This window comes from Sphingomonas sp. SP4 (assembly GCF_058313375.1).
On record NZ_JBZFLE010000002.1, the window covers coordinates 1138633 to 1154297 of the forward strand.

A 15665-nucleotide genomic window follows, 5' to 3' on the forward strand; every position below is an offset into this window, starting at 1 on the left:
GGTGAAGGACGGTTGACACCTCCGCCCCATCCCTCAAACAGAACATATGCCCAAGCGCGATCCCGAAGTCGAAGCCGTCGAAGAGATTCCAGTCGAGGCCGAGGAGCCTACGGTCGGTGAGCGCCTACGTGCCGCGCGCGAGAAGCAGAAGCTGAGCCTTGAGGATGTTGCGGCCCAAACGCGCATCCCACAGCGGCACCTCGCAAGCATCGAAGTCGCTGACTGGGACTCCCTGCCCACACCGACCTACACGATCGGTTTCGCCAAGAGCTATGCTGGCGTGGTGGGGCTGGATCGAACAGAGATTGGCGATCAGCTTCGTGCCGAAATGGGCGGCCAGCGATTCACCGCCAACACGGTCGAGACGTTCGAGCCTGCCGATCCGCGCCGCAGCATGCCGAAGTGGCTGGTGATCGGCACGATAGTCGGCCTGGTCGTGCTCGTGGCGCTGATGAGCTGGCTAAACAACCGCTCGCTCGAGCAGCCGGATGAGACGACCAACGTGCCTGAGGCAGTCGCCCAAGCACCGGCATCGCTACAGCCTGCACAGCAGCAGCCTTCACCTGCACCCCCGGCTGGGCAGCCCGTCGTGCTCGTCGCGACAGCGCCGGTCTGGTTCCAGGTGAGCGAAAAGGGTGGTCCCACGATCTACTCGGGAATGCTCCAGCCTGGGCAGACCTATGCTGTGCCGACAACCGCAACCGCGCCGGTGCTTAAGACAGGTAAGCCGGAAGCGCTCCAGGTGAAGGTCGGCAATCAGGTTGCCCCCGCGGTTGGCGCTCCAGCTATGACAGTCAGCAACGTCAGCCTGTTGCCGGCCGATTTGATGAGGGCTGGTGCCGGCGCTCCGGCATCGCCTCCGCCGGCCGCAACCGCGCCGACGCCAGCGCCGCAGCGTGCTCGCCCCCGTAGTCTAGCACCAACTCGAACCCCGGCCGCCGAAGCGCCGGCAACCGAGGCGCCTGCGACGACGAACACGGGCGAATAGGATTCATCGCGGCGAAAGGCGCCGCGGGGCACAGTCGAGTTACGTTCAGGGTGGGGAAGTCCCGTGGAATCAATTCGTAAGTTCAGCTTGCTCGCTTGCGCAGGCGTCGCGCTCATGTCCGCGGGTGCCAGCGCGCAGCGCCAGGTGGCGACCCCCGAGCAGCGGATCGATCGGCTCGAGCGCCAGGTCGAGCAGGTGCAGCGCCAAGTCTTTCCGCGCGGTCGCCCTGCCGACACGGCTGGCTTTGCCGGAGAGCCCGCTGCGACCCAATCGTCCGTAGCGACGCTCGACCAGCGGCTCGACGCGCTGGAGCGGCAGATGGCCGATATGCTCAGGCAATCGGAGGAGAATAGCCACCGGTTGCAGACGATTCAGGCCGATCTCGCGAAGGCGCGAAGTGATCAGGATCAGCGCATCGGTGCGCTCGAACAGCGGATGAGCGAGGCCGCCACGGTCGCGCCCGTCGTCACGCAGCCTGCTACGACTGCCCCCACGCCCAAACCGGCGACGCAGAAGCCAACCAACTCGAAGCCGCCCAAGGGCGCCAGCGCGGGCGTCACGCCGCCAACTACTACTGGGGCCGCGAGGCCGGAGGGCGATCCCGGCGAGGATGCTTACACCGAAGGCTTCAAGCTTTGGGAGGCGGGCAATTACGACCAGGCGATCACGTCGCTGCGCGCCTTTACTTCAGCCTATCCGAAGCATCGCCGGGTCAGCTACGCGAACAATCTCATCGGGCGTTCGCTCCTCGACAAGGGGGATTCGCGCGCTGCTGCCGAGGCTTTGCTCGCTAACTACCGCAACAATCCGGCGGGAGAGCGCGCGCCCGACAGCCTGCTTTATCTCGGGCAAGCGCTGATGAAGCTCGGCCAGCCGGGTCAGGCCTGCAAGGCATACCAGGAGCTGGATGCAGTTTACGGGGCCAAGATCCGCCCCGACCTCAAGAAGCTCGAGACGGACGCCAAAGCTCAGGCGCGGTGCAGCTAATGTGCTAATGCGGTCGGGATGGCTCCCGACCCAGCACAAGTTGAGCGCTTCACCCGCGACATTGACGCGCTGATCGCGCGCGATGCGCGCATCGGTATTGCTGTTTCAGGCGGACCCGACAGCGTTGCGCTGCTGCTTCTTGCGGCTGCTGCTCGGCCGGGGCGGATCGAAGCAGCTACGGTCGATCACGCGCTTAGGGCTGAAAGCCGCGCCGAAGCGGAAAATGTGGGGGCCTTGTCCCGACGGCTCGGTGTCCCGCATGCCATCCTTACCGCCGAGTGGAACGACAAGCCCAAATCCGCCATCCAGCAGCGCGCCCGCGAGGAACGCTATCGACTGCTCGAGCAGTGGGCGAAGGAACGGCAGCTCGATGCCCTCGTGACCGCCCATCACCTCGACGACCAAGCCGAAACACTGATGATGCGACTGATCAGAGGCGCGGGTGTTCGCGGTCTAGCCGGCATGCGGCCGCTGGCCACCATTCCGGGCAGCGACGTTCCATTGCTTCGGCCATTACTCGGCTGGCGACGGCGAGAACTTGCTGAAATCTGCTCCGCAGCCGGCTTGGATCCGGCCGCTGATCCGAGCAATGAAGACGAGCAATTCGAACGGGTGCGCATGCGCCGCGCCTTGGCGGAAGCCCAATGGCTTGATGCGGATCCCATCGCGGCGAGCGCGGCTCATCTGGGAGATGCCGAAGCCGCGCTTGATTGGGCTGCTAGGCAGGAATGGGCACATTCGGTGACGAATGGCGGTGCGGAAATCGTCTACCGGCCTTCCGAAGCTCCGACCGAGATTCGCCGCCGTATTGTGCAGAATGCCGTTGGGCGCCTCGCGACGGAAGGCGATGCCGAGCTACGAGGTCGAGAGCTCAGCCAGCTGATGCAGGTGCTCGACAGGGGAGGCCAAGCTTCAATCCGTGGCGTGCTATGTCGGGGCGGCGAAGAATGGCGCTTCGGCAGAGCACCTCCACGCAGGCCCTGACAGCTTGCTAATGTCCGCTTTCGAGCCGGCAAACCAATCGGCGATTGACACTTTCTTGTCGCGAAGCGTTCTTGAGGAACCGGGGACTGATTTGGGGGCGTTAAGCGCGTGAAGGCCGAGACAGTCTCGCCAGGTAGGCCACGCGCCTCGAGCAGTCCGTTCGTGAAGGCGGCTGTGGTCCTGCTAGGTGCGCTGTTCCTACTCTGGCCGACGTTAGTCAATCGATCGCCCTTCTTCCTCTCAGATACGACGACTTATGTCCGCGGTGCCGATGCGGCCGCGTTCAAAATCTTCGGCGTGAGCACCGACTGGACCGATCGCTTTATCGATCGCTACCAACCCACTGCGAGGCCGGCTGGTGCAATTCCGTCGACTCAGCCGCAGGACCAGGCCCGTCCCGCGACGCTTTCTGGTCGCTCCATTTATTATGGGGCGTTCCTCTACATTGCGGACCGCATAGCAGGACTTCGCCTGGCGGCGATGATTCAAGCAATCCTTGCTTCGCTATGCCTCTATCTTACGGTCAGCCGCTGCATCCGTAACCATCGTGATCCGTTGCGTCCGTTTCTGGGGCTTACGATCTTGCTAGCGGTTGCAAGTTCGCTCGCATTCTTCACCGGCTATCTGACGCCAGACATATTCGTCGGCCTCGGCATACTTTCCGCGGCCCACTTGCTCGTGCATTCTCCGCCACTTCGTTCGAGCGAAAAGTTCTTCTGGTTCAGTATGCTCTGTTGGAGCGCGCTGACGCATAGCTCGAACATCCTGATCTTGTTGATCGTGGTCGCGATTCTGCTTGGCGCTCGGCTGCTCTGGCGAATCCCCGACCTTCGGTCGATTGGCGTAGTTGCATGCGCTATTGGCGTTGGCATAATTGGCGAGCTGCTATTTGCGGGCGCTGTGAAAGCAGCCAGCGGCGATGCGCCCGTCCGGCCACCTTTCCTGATGGCGCGGATAATCGCCGATGGTCCCGGCGCCGCATATCTGAAGGAAACATGCCCGGGGAGCGGCTTCGCCCTTTGCAATCACCTCGATCGCCTTTCGCATTCGAGCGACGGGATGTTGTGGGGGGAGACGAAAAACGAGGGCATTTTCTCGACGGTCAGCAATGACGAGCGCCGGCGCATTGCGGGTGAGGAGCCACGCTTCGTACTCGCAGTAATCGCGGATCGGCCGCTCGACGTCATCCGCAGCACCGCAGGATCGGTCATCGACCAAGCCGGAAAATGGCAGTTGAGCGAATTCAATAGCTTCGACGGCGACCTGATCGGCAAGCTTCCGCGCCGCGCGGCTGACGAGTTCAAAAGCAGCCGCGCTTACCGCCACGCGATGCCCGTCCGCGCGACGGAATTCGCCTCACTGGCAGCGACGCTCCTCGGTTTTGGTTTGGTGATCTGGACCTTTCTCCGGCGAGAAAATGACAAGAGCCTAAGACTCTTCCTTGCAGTCTTGCTGTTGGGAATCGGAGCGGACATTTTCGTCTGCGGAGCGATTTCGACGCCTCATGATCGGTATTCGATGCGTGTGCTCTGGCTGATCCCGATGGGGGCATTTCTAGCGTTTGCTCTTCGGAATCGCCTTGGCCTCCGTGACCGCGCGGATGACTCGACGCCCTATCCTGAGAAGCAAGCGCTGGGAGCCTGATGGCCAATTCCGGGACGAAGGCGTTCACCTCGCTACAAGGCTCGCATTGTTATTAGTCTCAATGAGCCTATTTTAGACGCAAGCTATTGAGGGTGGGACACCCGCGGCCCCGAAAGACGAGAGATGAACGACAAAGACAAGAAGCCTGGCAATCCCTGGACGAAGAGCCTGCTGATCTGGGTCGGTGTGCTGTTCGCACTCGTCCTGTTCGTCCAGTTGATCGACGGCGGATCGCGTTCGCAGACCGGCAATTCGGTCGCCTACTCCGACTTCGTCAAGCAGGTGAACGAGGGCAATGTCCGCGCGGTCACGATCGCCAATGCGGCGGGCAGCAATTCGCAGATCACAGGCAAGCTTTCCACGGGTGAAACCTTCCACACCACGGCTCCGGCTGACGCTAAGGTCACGGACCTTCTGATTTCGAAGGGCGTCGCGGTCCAGGCGAAGGGCGATGAAGGCACCAGCATCTGGCTGTACATGCTCTACAACTCGCTGCCTTTCCTGCTCATCCTCGGCATCAGCTTCTTCGTGATGCGTCAGATGCAGAAGAACGCCGGCTCCGGCGCGATGGGCTTCGGCAAGAGCCGCGCGCGCATGCTCACAGAAAAGCAGGGCCGCGTGACCTTCGCGGACGTCGCTGGCATCGACGAGGCTCGCGAAGAGCTTCAGGAGATTGTCGAGTACCTCAAGGACCCGGGCAAGTTCGCGCGCCTGGGCGGCAAGATCCCGAAGGGTGCGCTGCTCGTTGGTCCTCCGGGTACAGGTAAGACGCTTCTCGCCCGCGCCATCGCGGGTGAGGCGGGCGTTCCATTCTTTACTATCTCCGGCTCGGACTTCGTTGAGATGTTCGTCGGCGTCGGCGCCAGCCGCGTCCGCGACATGTTCGACCAGGCCAAAAAGTCGGCACCTTGCATCGTCTTCATCGATGAAATCGACGCGGTCGGCCGCCACCGCGGTGCAGGCCTCGGCAACGGCAACGACGAGCGCGAGCAGACCCTCAACCAGCTGCTGGTCGAGATGGACGGCTTCGAAGCCAACGAAGGCATCATCATCATCGCCGCGACCAACCGTCCGGACGTGCTCGATCCGGCGCTGCTGCGCCCGGGCCGCTTCGACCGTCAGGTCGTCGTGCCCCGTCCCGATATCGACGGCCGCGAGCAGATTCTCAGCGTCCACATGAAGAAGGTTCCGTTGGCTCCGGACGTCGACGCTCGCGTCATCGCGCGCGGCACGCCCGGCTTCTCAGGCGCCGACCTGGCAAACCTCGTTAACGAGGCGGCACTCCTTGCTGCGCGCAAGGGCAAGCGGCTCGTCGCGATGCAGGAGTTCGAGGAGGCCAAGGACAAGGTGCTGATGGGCACCGAGCGCAAGTCCATGGTGATGACCGAGGACGAAAAGCGCATGACGGCCTATCACGAGGCCGGTCACGCCGTCGTCGCGCTGCATGAGCCCGCGTCCGATCCAATCCACAAGGCCACGATCATCCCGCGCGGGCGCGCGCTCGGCATGGTCATGCGTCTGCCGGAGCGGGACAGCTACAGCTATCACCGCGACAAGATGTACGCGAACCTTGCCGTCGCCATGGGCGGCCGCGTCGCCGAGGAAGTGATCTTCGGCTACGACAAGGTGTCGTCGGGTGCATCGTCGGACATCCAGTATGCCACGCAGCTTGCGCGCGACATGGTCACACGTTGGGGCATGTCGGATGCGCTCGGCCCTCTTCAGTACGCGGAGCCCGAAGAGGAAGTGTTCCTGGGCTACTCGGTGAATCGGTCGCGCCAGATGTCGAACGAGACCGCTCAGGCGATCGACAACGAGATCCGCAAGGTCGTTGAGGACGGCTACTCCCGCGCGAAGCACCTCCTCGACGAGCATCGCGAGCAACTCGAGAAACTGGCCCAGGCGCTGCTCGAATATGAGACGCTCTCGGGCGACGAGATCAAGAAGGTGCTCGCGGGCGAGACGATCGACCGTGGCGGCACCAAGGGCCCGGCCATTCCTTCGGCAGGCTCGTCGATCCCGAAGGCGAAGCGTCCGAAGGCCGGTACGATCGGCGGCCCTGCCGCGGCTGGCGCCTAGTCGAAGATCCCGAGCGCGCCCATCATCAGGATGAACGCGCAGAGGACGATCACCGCGACGAAGACGAGGACGGTGGTGCGCCACAGCGCCCCCCACCTCGTGCAATTGTAGGCGCCGCGCAGCTGGCGATACATGTGGATCGGCGGGATGAAGAGGAAAAGCGGCGCGATCGCGTTGACTCCTGCCACCGCCAATAAGGTGCCCACCGACACCAAAATCGTCATGAAACTGAGCGAGTAAGTGACGAAGACCGTATGGTCGTAGAGCCGGTAGCGCCGGCTGAACGGGAAGAGCAGCCAAACGAACGGTACCGACAGAGGGATGACCGCCCAGCTCCATTTGTAGCTGTTGCTCTTAAGCTTGTAGAGTAACAGGTCTGGGTTCTTCTTCGCTTTGTGATAGGCCTCCTCGATCAGTGGAACGCTGCTGGTGAAGTGCTCCGTCGACTGCTTGAAGGTGGCCTCGGTGACGCCGCGCTTCTGAAGATCCTCGATCAGAGCGAGGTCGTTCTTCTCGCTTTGAATGTCCTCATCGATTTCCTTGAGATCAGCCTGTTCGGTCGCGGGGTCGGCACGCTTCTTCTGAAGCCTTGCGATCTCCTTGACCGTGGCTCTTTCGGCTTCGGCCAGATCGTTGTTGGACCCAATGTGGGGGTTCGCATTGCCGGTCAGGCTCAGCACCCCGAACATCAGGAAGACCGAGAAAAGGAAAAGCGCGATCGGTGAGACGAAGCGGGCACGCTGCCCGTCGATATATCGCCGCGTCAGCTCTCCGGGCTTCCAGGCGAGCAGCGGCAGCGTCCGCCAGATCTTGCCTTCGAAATGAAGCACGCCGTGCGCGAAGTCGTGGAAGAAGGCCGATAAAGTGCGGTGGACATGCGCGTGCTGGCCGCATTCATGGCAGAAGGGTCCATCGAGCGGCGCCCCGCAGTTCAGGCAATTGGCCTCATGGGTATGGCCGTCCAACCCTTCGCCGGCCTTGGGCTCGACCGCCCGGCCGACCAGGCCGCCCGCTACCGCGTCTCCGAGTGCTTCGAGATTGCCCATCCACTTTACCCCTGCCGCTCTATTAGGCGGCCTCAACAACGCATGCTAGCTGCTGTTCATGGCGCGCATCGGCCTCCTCGGCGGTTCGTTCAACCCGGCTCATCGCGGGCACCGGCACATCAGCCTTCAGGCCATGCGGGCGCTTGGGTTGGATGAAGTCTGGTGGATCGTGTCACCAGGCAATCCTTTGAAGGAAGGCGCCAAGGACATGGCGCCGTTTGAGGCCCGTTTCGCATCGGCGCAGCGAATGGCGTGCCGCGCGCCGATTTTCGCTACAGACTTCGAACATCACGAGGGTACGCGTTTCACCATCGATACCGTGAGGAAACTGAAGCGCCGTTTCCCTGAGCATCGTTTCATTTGGTTGCTCGGAAGCGACACTCTGCCGAATTTTCACCTCTGGCGCGATTGGAGGGGCTTAGCCCGCGAACTCCCAATTGCGGTGATTCGCAGGCCCGGTTATGATCCAGCTGCCCACGCGGCACGCGCGATGGGCTGGTTGCGGAGGTTCGTCCATCCTTCCAGCCAGGCGAGTCACTGGACGGACTGGAGTGCACCGGCGATCCTTTTCCTTCGCCTGCCGCCCGATCCGACGTCCGCTACCGCCATTCGCGCGCAACACCCCAACTGGCACCTGCGAACGAATGCTCATCCCGAGCGTTCTACTCGTTTCGGTTCGCCAATGTCCTCTAGGAGACCCCTTGACCGAACGTCCCGATGAGACCGCCGCCGGCAAAGCCGGAAGCAACTCCAATGACGTCGAAGACCTCCACCGTCTCGTGCTTCAATCGCTCGACGACGACCAAGCGCAGGAGGTTGTGTCCATCCCTCTCGCCGGAAAGTCGAACATCGCCGATCACATGGTGATCGCCTCCGGCCGCTCGACGCGGCAGGTGGCATCGATGGCGACGAAGCTCGCCGACAAGATCAAGGAGCAGTTCGGACGCAACGTCCGGATCGAGGGCCTGCCGGCCGCCGATTGGGTGCTTCTCGACGCGGACGACGTAATCGTGCATATTTTCCGTCCCGAAGTGAGAAGTTTTTACAATTTGGAACGTATGTGGGCGTTTGGCGATGATTCGGGCGTCGCTGCTGCACGCGGGTGAGGGCAATCCACTTGATGATGAGGCGGTTTGTCGCAGTACTGGGGCTATTGCTGTTTGCCGCGCAGCCCGCGGCAGCTGCAGGCGCGTCTTCAGCCAGCCTAACTGAACTTGAGCAGCAGCTGAGTTATCTCGTCGCCGGCAAGTCTGCTGACGTCGGCATCGCCGCTCTCGACCTCAACACGGGCGAAATGGTCAGCATCAAGGGAAGCACGCCCTTCCCGATGGCCAGCACGGTCAAGGTTGCGGTCGCGGCGCTCTACCTCTCGCAGGTCGAGCATGGCCGGCGCTCGCTCGACGATACGATTAGTGGCGCTTCGGCACGTAGCCTGATGGCTCGCATGCTGATCCACAGCGACAATATCGCGACCGACAAGTTGCTGCGCGACCTCGGTGGCCCGCGGGCGCTGCACGACTGGCTCTCCGACAACGGTGTGACCGGTCTCCGGGTGGATCGGACCATCGCTCAGTTGCTCAGCGATCGCCGCGACCTTTGGGACCAAAGGGATTCAAGCACGCCGGTCGCGATGGTCGATCTGCTGAAGCGCATCTACAAGGCGGAGCTGATCAAGCCGCAGAGCCGTGACTACCTGCTTCGGCTTATGGCTCAGTGTCAGACGGGCAAGAATCGAATGAAGGCACTTCTGCCCATGGGCACGCCGGTCGAGCACAAGACCGGGACCTTGAACGGCCTGACCGATGACGTCGGCTTCATCACGCTGCCGGACGGACGCCGGGTGGCCGTGGCGATCTTCGCTCGTGGCGGAAGTAATCGTCCGCAGACGATCGCCGAGGCGGCTCGGACGATCTACGACGGCTTCCGGACGGTCTTCACTTGGCCGTTCCGCCCCGCTCTCACCGCACAGTAGTGCTTCTCCACATCGTTGCGCGCGGGAAGATCGGCCGCTCTCCGGAGGCCGAGCTGGTCGAACGTTATATGAAGCGTATCGCCTGGCCGACGAAGGTTACGGAGCTGCCGGAGAAAGGTGGTAAGACGCCTCCGCTCCCTGCCGATAGTGTTACCATTGCGCTCGACGAGCGGGGGAAACCCCTGTCCTCGAAGGGGCTAGCGAAGAAGCTCGAAGGCTGGCGCGATAGTGGCAGACGTGAGGCGCGCTTTTTGATCGGTGCCGCAGACGGGCACGAGGAGGAGCTGCGCAGCGCGGCGGACCTTCTGCTGTCCTTCGGCGAGGCGACATGGCCGCACCTCCTCGTGCGCGCGATGCTTGCTGAGCAGCTCTTCCGCGCGACATCGATCCTTGCGAACCATCCCTATCACCGCGAAGGTTAGGCATGCACCGCGCCGCAACATCACCGCGACGGTTAGGCATGCACCGCGCCGCAACTTTGCTGCTTCTGCCGTTGCTGATGGCAGCTGGCGCGCCCGTTGAACCGGGAGTGCTCCCGCTGGATCAGCAGTTGCGACAGGCGCGTGCCGAGCAGGCCGCGGCCGAAGCACAAGCTGCAAAGCTCGAAAAGGCGGCCACCGCCGCCCAGGGCGACCTTCAAAAGCTTCGCGCCGAACAGGCCGCGTCGGCGCAAGTGCTCGAGGCAGCAGAGGCTCGCATCACTGCCGCAGACGTGCAGTTGCGGCTGGCATCGGCCTATGTCGCTGCTCACCGCCGGCAACTTGCGGACGAGCAGCGGCCCGTTTCTTCATTGCTCGCGGGCCTCGCCGTCATGGGGCGCCGGCCGCCATTGCTCGTGATCGCCGACCACGAAAGTGCCGACGAGTTGGTGAAGGTCAGGATCCTGCTCGATTCAACGCTGCCGGTAATCCGCGCGCGAACTGCGAAGCTGTCGACTGAGCTGGAGAAGGGGCGGCGGCTTGAGCAGGCCTCCGCGCAGGCTCGCGCGGAGATGATCGCCAGTCGGCAAAATCTCGTCGAACGGCGTGAGCAGTTTGCGGAACTCGAGAAGAAGGCCATGGCCCTGGCGGCCCGAACGGGAACGCAGGCGCTCAGTGCAAGCGACGTCGCCATCGCTGCGTCGGAAGATGTCGAGAGCTTGCGCGGTGCCGAAGGAAGCAACCTCGCCGCTGCTTCGGTGGCCGCTCAGTTGTCGGCAATCGACGCGGCGCCAGCACGCCCGGTTACGGGCGAGGGGCCCGCTTCACGGCCCCCATTCGCCTACGAGCTCCCGGTCGCGGCGCCTGTCACGGAAGGTCTTGCAACGGTCAGCGAAAGCGGCGTGCAATCTCGGGGTATTACGCTTGGCAGCTTCCGAGGCGCGCCGGTCGCGGCTCCGGCGGCAGGGACCGTCCGCTTTGCCGGGCCTTATCGCGACTATGACGGGATCCTGATCATCGATCATGGCGGCGGCTGGATGAGCCTCCTGGTCAATGTGACCTCCGATCTCAAGAGCGGAGATAAGGTACAGCTCGGGCAGCCGATTGGCCGGGCGCTCGGCCCGCTGCAGGTCGAATTGTCCCAATTTGGGCGTCGAATCTCGCCTGCTCTCATCGCAGGTTCATCTCAAAACCTGTCAAAGCCCCTCAAAGGCGGCTAAATCTATGGGTATAAAGGCAAGCCGCCGCTACAGGACGCGACTGTTATGAAATTCAATGCGAAACTGCTTCCGCCGCTCGCGCTCGTCGGAGCGCTCGCCCTGGTTCCAGTGGCGACGACGTCGTTCGCCGCCGCCGACACGACGAATTACCAGGAGCTCGAGAAGTTCATGAGCGTCTACGAGCGCGTCAAGGCGAATTACGTCGACAAGGTTGACGACAAGACGCTGATCAAGGGCGCGATCGACGGCATGCTCGCCTCACTCGATCCGCACTCATCCTATGTCGAGGCCTCGGACTTCGATCAACTGAAGGCGACAACGGACGGCAACTATGGTGGCCTCGGCCTGACGGTTTCTGTCGAAGACGGTGCAGTGAAGGTCGTTGCTCCGACTGAGGACACGCCGGCGTGGAAGGCCGGTATCAAGGCAGGCGACTACATCACGCACATCAACGGCGAGCTGGTCTACGGACTGAACCTCGACGAAGCCGTGACCAAGATGCGCGGCGACCCTGGCACGCAGATCAAGCTCACCATCGTCCGTCCCGGTCGCGACAAGCCGTTCGACGTCTCCATGACCCGCGAGCGGATCGAGCTGCGCCCGGTGAAGTGGGAGATCAAGGACGGGATCGGCATCATCAACATCAACACCTTCTCGGGCAACGTGGCCGACCAGACGAAGGCCGCGCTGGTGGCGATCGACAAGGCTACGGGTGGTCATCCGCTCGGTTACGTGATCGATCTGCGCTCGAACCCGGGCGGCCTGCTCGATCAGGCGGTCGATGTGAGCGATGCGTTCCTCGAGGGGGGAGAGATCGTCTCGCAGCGCGGTCGCGATAAGGACGATATCGAGCGCTATTATGCGCGGCCGGGAGACATGGCCCACGGGCTTCCGGTGGTCGTGCTAGTCGACGCCGGCACCGCATCCGCGTCCGAAATCGTGGCCGGCGCGCTTCAGGATCACCGCCGTGCGCTGATCATGGGCGAAAAGAGCTTCGGCAAGGGCTCCGTCCAGACGGTAGTTCAGACCGGACCGGAGAGCGCGCTCAGGCTGACGACGGCGCGTTACTACACGCCGTCCGGCCGCTCGGTGCAGGCGGGCGGAATAGACCCCGATATCGCCGTTCCGCAGCTGACGGACGAGGATTACAAGGACCGGAAGGTCGTGCGTGAGGCCGATCTCCGCCGCCACCTGCTTGCCCAGGCAAAGGTTGAGGACAAGCTGCTCGAAGGCGACGACACCCCGGATCCGCGCTTCTCGGCTAAGCCTGCTGATCTCGAGAAGAAGGGCATCAAGGACTTTCAGCTCTACTATGCGCTGAATACGTTGAAGCGTCTGACCGGCCCGACGGCCATCGCGTCTGGCGCGGCGCCCAAGAAGTCGCGCTAGGAGGCTCATGACCGAAGCGGTTGCAGTGCAGCGCAGCGCGCCGCGGATGTCCGCGCCCGCAATCGCCCGGCTGATCGCTCTATTGTTGCCAGTCGCTCTGCTGGGTGGAGCGCTGGGCTCGCAATATTTCGGCGGCCTCCACCCGTGTGAGATGTGCTACTGGCAGCGCTATCCGCACGCGGTTGCGATCGTGCTCGCATCGCTTTCGTTCACCGCTCCGGCGGATAGTAGTCGCTCGCGCACGCTGACGCTCCTTGCTGCTCTCGCGATCGCCGTTTCAGGAGCGATCGGCGTCTATCATGCGGGGGTTGAAGCAAAGATCTTCCAAGGGCTGACGCAATGCACGGCGCTCGCCAGGGGCCTGAGCCCCGCGGAGATGCTCAAGGCGATCACACACGCGCCGCTGGTCCGCTGTGACGAAGTCCAGTTCCGGTTCCTCGGTATCTCGATGGCAGGCTGGAACGCCATCCTGTCGCTCGGAGGCGCAGCCGCGATCCTGATCCTCAGCCTGCGGAGCGCTCGCCGGTGACGTGGCGCCCGGGCGATCGGCGGGCCGACCGGGAGTCGATGCTTCGGGTCAACCAGGCCGGCGAATATGGTGCGACGCGCATCTATGCGGGCCAGCTTGCCGTGCTCCGCCCGAACTGCGCCGAGGCCAAGCTGATCGCGCGCATGGCGGCACAGGAAGAGCGCCACCTCAAGCGGTTCAATCATCTAATGGCCGAGCGCCGCGGGCGGCCGACCGCGCTTCAGCCGCTATGGAATGTCGCCGGCTTCGCGCTCGGAGCAGCCACGGCGCTGATGTCGGAGCAGGCGGCACTGGCCTGCACCGACGCGGTCGAGACCGAAATCGACAAGCATTACGGGCGGCAGCTCGAGCAATTGGCCGACGAAGATCCGGAGCTTGCGGCCGATATTGCCGAGTTTCGCGCCGAGGAAGTCGAGCATCGCGACACCGCTCGCGAGGCTGGTGCGGCGAACGCGGTGGGTTATCCCCTATTGACCGCGGCCATCCGTGCTGGCTGCAGGGTGGCAATCGAACTTTCCAAACGCGTATGAGGAACTACAGGCTGGGTCGCCCGCTGAAGCGTTGAAAGGCAGTTGGACATGACGAAGTTGATGATCACCCTCGCCGTTGCCGCCGTGGCGGTTGGCGAATTCGCGGCGCTTCCGACCCCGGCGGCCGCGCAGGACGCGGGAAACAACGAAGTCATCGTCTATGGTAACGACCCATGCCCTCGGTCGACGGACAGCGCGATCTACGTTTGTACGCGCCGGCCTGAGAACCAACGATATCGCATTCCGGAAACGCTGCGCGAGAGCGGGACCCGCCAGCAACGCCAGGCATGGGCTAACAAGTCGCGTCAGCTCATGAGTGCCGGCAATACGGGCATCCAGAGCTGCTCGGCCGTCGGTCCCGGTGGATACACCGGCTGCCTGACGCAAGAAATCAGGCAGGCCCGCCGCGAGAGCCAAGAAGCGTCGCAGCAGGGCGCTGCTCCGGAACAATAAGGCTCTTTCGAATATTGCTCGGTAAGTCATGACCGTCGCAGACGCGACGCCCGATTTCGAACAGGTCGATCGACACGATCGCGCCTTCCTCGGACATCCTAAGGGCTTGGGCTACCTAGGGTTCACGGAGGGCTGCGAGCGCTTTTCTTATTACTCCATGCAGACGCTGCTGGTGCTCTACATGGTCAATTACCTGCTCGTGCCTGGGCGGATGGAAAAGGTCGTCGGGCTCCAGTGGCTTCAGACCCACGTCTATGGCGGCATCTCGGGCCAGCCGCTCGCATCGGCGATCTTCGGGACCTACACGGCGCTGGTCTATTTCACGCCAATCTTTGGCGGGATGCTCGCGGACGGAGTGCTTGGGCGCACGCGCACGCTGATCCTCGGCGGTCTGCTGATGGCGCTCGGCCATTTCCTCATGGCGATCGAATCCGCATTTGTCTTCGCGCTCGTCGCGCTGCTGCTTGGTGTGGGTGCCTTCAAGGGCAACATCGCAAGCCAGGTCGGTGCGCTCTACGGACCGAACGATCTTCGCCGCGCCATGGCGTTCCAGATCTTCTACATTTTCATCAACGTCAGCGTGATCATCGCCCCGCTTATCTCCGGGACGCTCGGCCAAAAGGTCGGCTGGCATTACGGCTTCGGCTGCGCCGGGATTGTGATGGTGCTCGGCCTGATCATCTACCTGAGCGGCCGCAGGTGGCTCCCGCCTGACGACCGAGCACCCAGGGGCGAACGCCAACTGTGCGAAAAGCTCAGCCGCGAAGACTGGCTATGCGTCACATATTTGATCGTCCTGATCCCGATGCTGGCGGTGGCGATGCTGACGAACCAGCAGATCTTCAACGCTTACCTCACCTGGGGCGATCAGCAGTTCGATCTGACTCTGCTCAACAACACGAGCAGCTGGCTGATCACGGTCGACGCCGCGGTCAGCTTTTCGATGCTGCTTGCGGTTGCCGGCTTTTGGAAATGGTGGAGCACGCGGTGGACCGAGCCTGACGAGATCACGAAGATGATCATCGGCAGCCTGTTCACTGTCGCGGGCGCTTTGTGCCTGTTCATGGCCGCACTGACCCAGCCGCATGGCGGAAAGATCAGCCTGTTCTGGCCGATGCTGTTCGAACTAATGAACAGCATCGGCTTTGCGCACATCTTGCCGGTCAGCCTCGCTCTCTTCTCGAAGATCGCGCCTCGGCAAATCAACGCCACCGTGATTGGCCTCTACTATCTCGCCTTCTTTCTGGCGAACGCGATGGTCGGCTGGGTCGGAGGCCTTTACTCGAGCTTGCCGACAACGACCTTCTGGCTAATTCACGCTGGAAGCGCGGCGGTCGGTTTCGTCGCATTCTCCGCATTCAAGGTCGTCGTCGGCAAGCGAATGACGACTGGACCCAAGGAGCAAGCCGCCGCGTTGTCCTGAGC

Annotated in this window: 16 protein-coding genes; 15 read left to right on the top strand and 1 reads right to left on the bottom strand. The window is 62.9% G+C overall.

All coding sequences use genetic code 11. From position 1 onward, the window contains the following. Nucleotides 1–46 precede the first annotated feature (46 nt). The 5 genes from AC4GYV_RS15150 (at nt 47) to ftsH (ending at nt 6682) form a co-directional block, all read left to right on the top strand. Nucleotides 47–988, top strand: a complete 942-nt coding sequence (locus tag AC4GYV_RS15150; RefSeq protein WP_491101531.1) for a helix-turn-helix domain-containing protein — start codon at nt 47–49, stop codon at nt 986–988. A 63-nt stretch (nt 989–1051) separates the two neighbouring features. Further along, a complete protein-coding gene (locus tag AC4GYV_RS15155) occupies nt 1052–1975 on the top strand; it encodes a tetratricopeptide repeat protein (protein WP_491101532.1) in 924 nt (307 codons plus the stop codon). A gap of 18 nt (nt 1976–1993) precedes the next feature. Then, on the top strand, nt 1994–2959 hold the full coding sequence (gene tilS, locus AC4GYV_RS15160) for a tRNA lysidine(34) synthetase TilS (protein ID WP_491101533.1): 966 nt from the start codon (nt 1994–1996) through the stop codon (nt 2957–2959). A gap of 108 nt (nt 2960–3067) precedes the next feature. Beyond that, nucleotides 3068–4603 carry a hypothetical protein gene (locus AC4GYV_RS15165; RefSeq protein WP_491101534.1) on the top strand — a complete coding sequence of 512 codons (1536 nt, stop codon included), beginning with the start codon at nt 3068–3070 and terminating at the stop codon, nt 4601–4603. Nucleotides 4604–4726: 123 nt separating this feature from the next. Next, entirely contained in the window at nt 4727–6682 is a 1956-nt protein-coding gene (gene ftsH / locus AC4GYV_RS15170) for an ATP-dependent zinc metalloprotease FtsH (protein ID WP_491101535.1), read from the top strand. Here ftsH and AC4GYV_RS15175 read toward each other — a convergent pair. Further along, complete coding sequence (locus AC4GYV_RS15175; protein WP_491101536.1) at nt 6679–7728, bottom strand: DUF3667 domain-containing protein; 1050 nt, start codon at nt 7726–7728, stop codon at nt 6679–6681. The genes ftsH and AC4GYV_RS15175 overlap by 4 nt on opposite strands. Before the next feature lie 58 nt (nt 7729–7786). Between AC4GYV_RS15175 and AC4GYV_RS15180 the strand changes: the two genes are divergently transcribed. The 10 genes from AC4GYV_RS15180 to AC4GYV_RS15225 are packed head-to-tail and all read left to right on the top strand — an operon-like array spanning nt 7787 to nt 15663. Continuing rightward, nucleotides 7787–8449: a nicotinate-nucleotide adenylyltransferase gene (locus tag AC4GYV_RS15180; protein ID WP_491101537.1), complete on the top strand. Its 663-nt coding sequence runs from the start codon at nt 7787–7789 to the stop codon at nt 8447–8449. Next, nucleotides 8430–8834, top strand: coding sequence for a ribosome silencing factor (rsfS, locus tag AC4GYV_RS15185; protein WP_491101538.1), 405 nt, complete (start codon nt 8430–8432; stop codon nt 8832–8834). The genes AC4GYV_RS15180 and rsfS overlap by 20 nt, the downstream gene beginning before the upstream one ends. A gap of 17 nt (nt 8835–8851) precedes the next feature. Then, entirely contained in the window at nt 8852–9700 is an 849-nt protein-coding gene (locus tag AC4GYV_RS15190) for a serine hydrolase (RefSeq protein ID WP_491101539.1), read from the top strand. Further along, complete coding sequence (locus AC4GYV_RS15195) at nt 9700–10122, top strand: 23S rRNA (pseudouridine(1915)-N(3))-methyltransferase RlmH (RefSeq protein WP_491101540.1); 423 nt, start codon at nt 9700–9702, stop codon at nt 10120–10122. Before AC4GYV_RS15190 ends, AC4GYV_RS15195 begins: the two co-directional genes overlap by 1 nt. A gap of 2 nt (nt 10123–10124) precedes the next feature. Further along, nucleotides 10125–11339 carry a murein hydrolase activator EnvC family protein gene (locus AC4GYV_RS15200; RefSeq protein ID WP_491101541.1) on the top strand — a complete coding sequence of 405 codons (1215 nt, stop codon included), beginning with the start codon at nt 10125–10127 and terminating at the stop codon, nt 11337–11339. 45 nt (nt 11340–11384) lie between these two features. Then, a complete protein-coding gene (locus tag AC4GYV_RS15205; RefSeq protein WP_491101542.1) occupies nt 11385–12728 on the top strand; it encodes a S41 family peptidase in 1344 nt (447 codons plus the stop codon). A 7-nt stretch (nt 12729–12735) separates the two neighbouring features. Continuing rightward, nucleotides 12736–13257 carry a disulfide bond formation protein B gene (locus AC4GYV_RS15210; RefSeq protein WP_491101543.1) on the top strand — a complete coding sequence of 174 codons (522 nt, stop codon included), beginning with the start codon at nt 12736–12738 and terminating at the stop codon, nt 13255–13257. A gap of 38 nt (nt 13258–13295) precedes the next feature. Then, nucleotides 13296–13787: a demethoxyubiquinone hydroxylase family protein gene (locus AC4GYV_RS15215; RefSeq protein ID WP_491101544.1), complete on the top strand. Its 492-nt coding sequence runs from the start codon at nt 13296–13298 to the stop codon at nt 13785–13787. 48 nt (nt 13788–13835) lie between these two features. Further along, the gene (locus AC4GYV_RS15220; protein ID WP_491101545.1) at nt 13836–14240 is read left to right on the top strand and encodes a hypothetical protein; all 405 of its coding nucleotides are present in this window, start codon (nt 13836–13838) and stop codon (nt 14238–14240) included. A gap of 28 nt (nt 14241–14268) precedes the next feature. After that, entirely contained in the window at nt 14269–15663 is a 1395-nt protein-coding gene (locus AC4GYV_RS15225; RefSeq protein ID WP_491101546.1) for a peptide MFS transporter, read from the top strand. Nucleotides 15664–15665 lie beyond the last annotated feature (2 nt).

What these genes read in the sequence shown, in the direction of transcription:
- AC4GYV_RS15150 (WP_491101531.1), top strand. Translation starts at nt 47, where the DNA reads ATGCCCAAGCGCGATCCCGAAGTCGAAGCCGTCGAAGAGATTCCAGTC.
- tilS (WP_491101533.1), top strand. Translation starts at nt 1,994, where the DNA reads ATGGCTCCCGACCCAGCACAAGTTGAGCGCTTCACCCGCGACATTGAC.
- ftsH (WP_491101535.1), top strand. Translation starts at nt 4,727, where the DNA reads ATGAACGACAAAGACAAGAAGCCTGGCAATCCCTGGACGAAGAGCCTG.
- AC4GYV_RS15175 (WP_491101536.1), bottom strand. Translation starts at nt 7,728, where the DNA reads ATGGGCAATCTCGAAGCACTCGGAGACGCGGTAGCGGGCGGCCTGGTC.
- AC4GYV_RS15180 (WP_491101537.1), top strand. Translation starts at nt 7,787, where the DNA reads ATGGCGCGCATCGGCCTCCTCGGCGGTTCGTTCAACCCGGCTCATCGC.
- AC4GYV_RS15190 (WP_491101539.1), top strand. Translation starts at nt 8,852, where the DNA reads ATGAGGCGGTTTGTCGCAGTACTGGGGCTATTGCTGTTTGCCGCGCAG.
- AC4GYV_RS15200 (WP_491101541.1), top strand. Translation starts at nt 10,125, where the DNA reads ATGCACCGCGCCGCAACATCACCGCGACGGTTAGGCATGCACCGCGCC.
- AC4GYV_RS15205 (WP_491101542.1), top strand. Translation starts at nt 11,385, where the DNA reads ATGAAATTCAATGCGAAACTGCTTCCGCCGCTCGCGCTCGTCGGAGCG.
- AC4GYV_RS15210 (WP_491101543.1), top strand. Translation starts at nt 12,736, where the DNA reads ATGACCGAAGCGGTTGCAGTGCAGCGCAGCGCGCCGCGGATGTCCGCG.
- AC4GYV_RS15215 (WP_491101544.1), top strand. Translation starts at nt 13,296, where the DNA reads ATGCTTCGGGTCAACCAGGCCGGCGAATATGGTGCGACGCGCATCTAT.
- AC4GYV_RS15220 (WP_491101545.1), top strand. Translation starts at nt 13,836, where the DNA reads ATGACGAAGTTGATGATCACCCTCGCCGTTGCCGCCGTGGCGGTTGGC.
- AC4GYV_RS15225 (WP_491101546.1), top strand. Translation starts at nt 14,269, where the DNA reads ATGACCGTCGCAGACGCGACGCCCGATTTCGAACAGGTCGATCGACAC.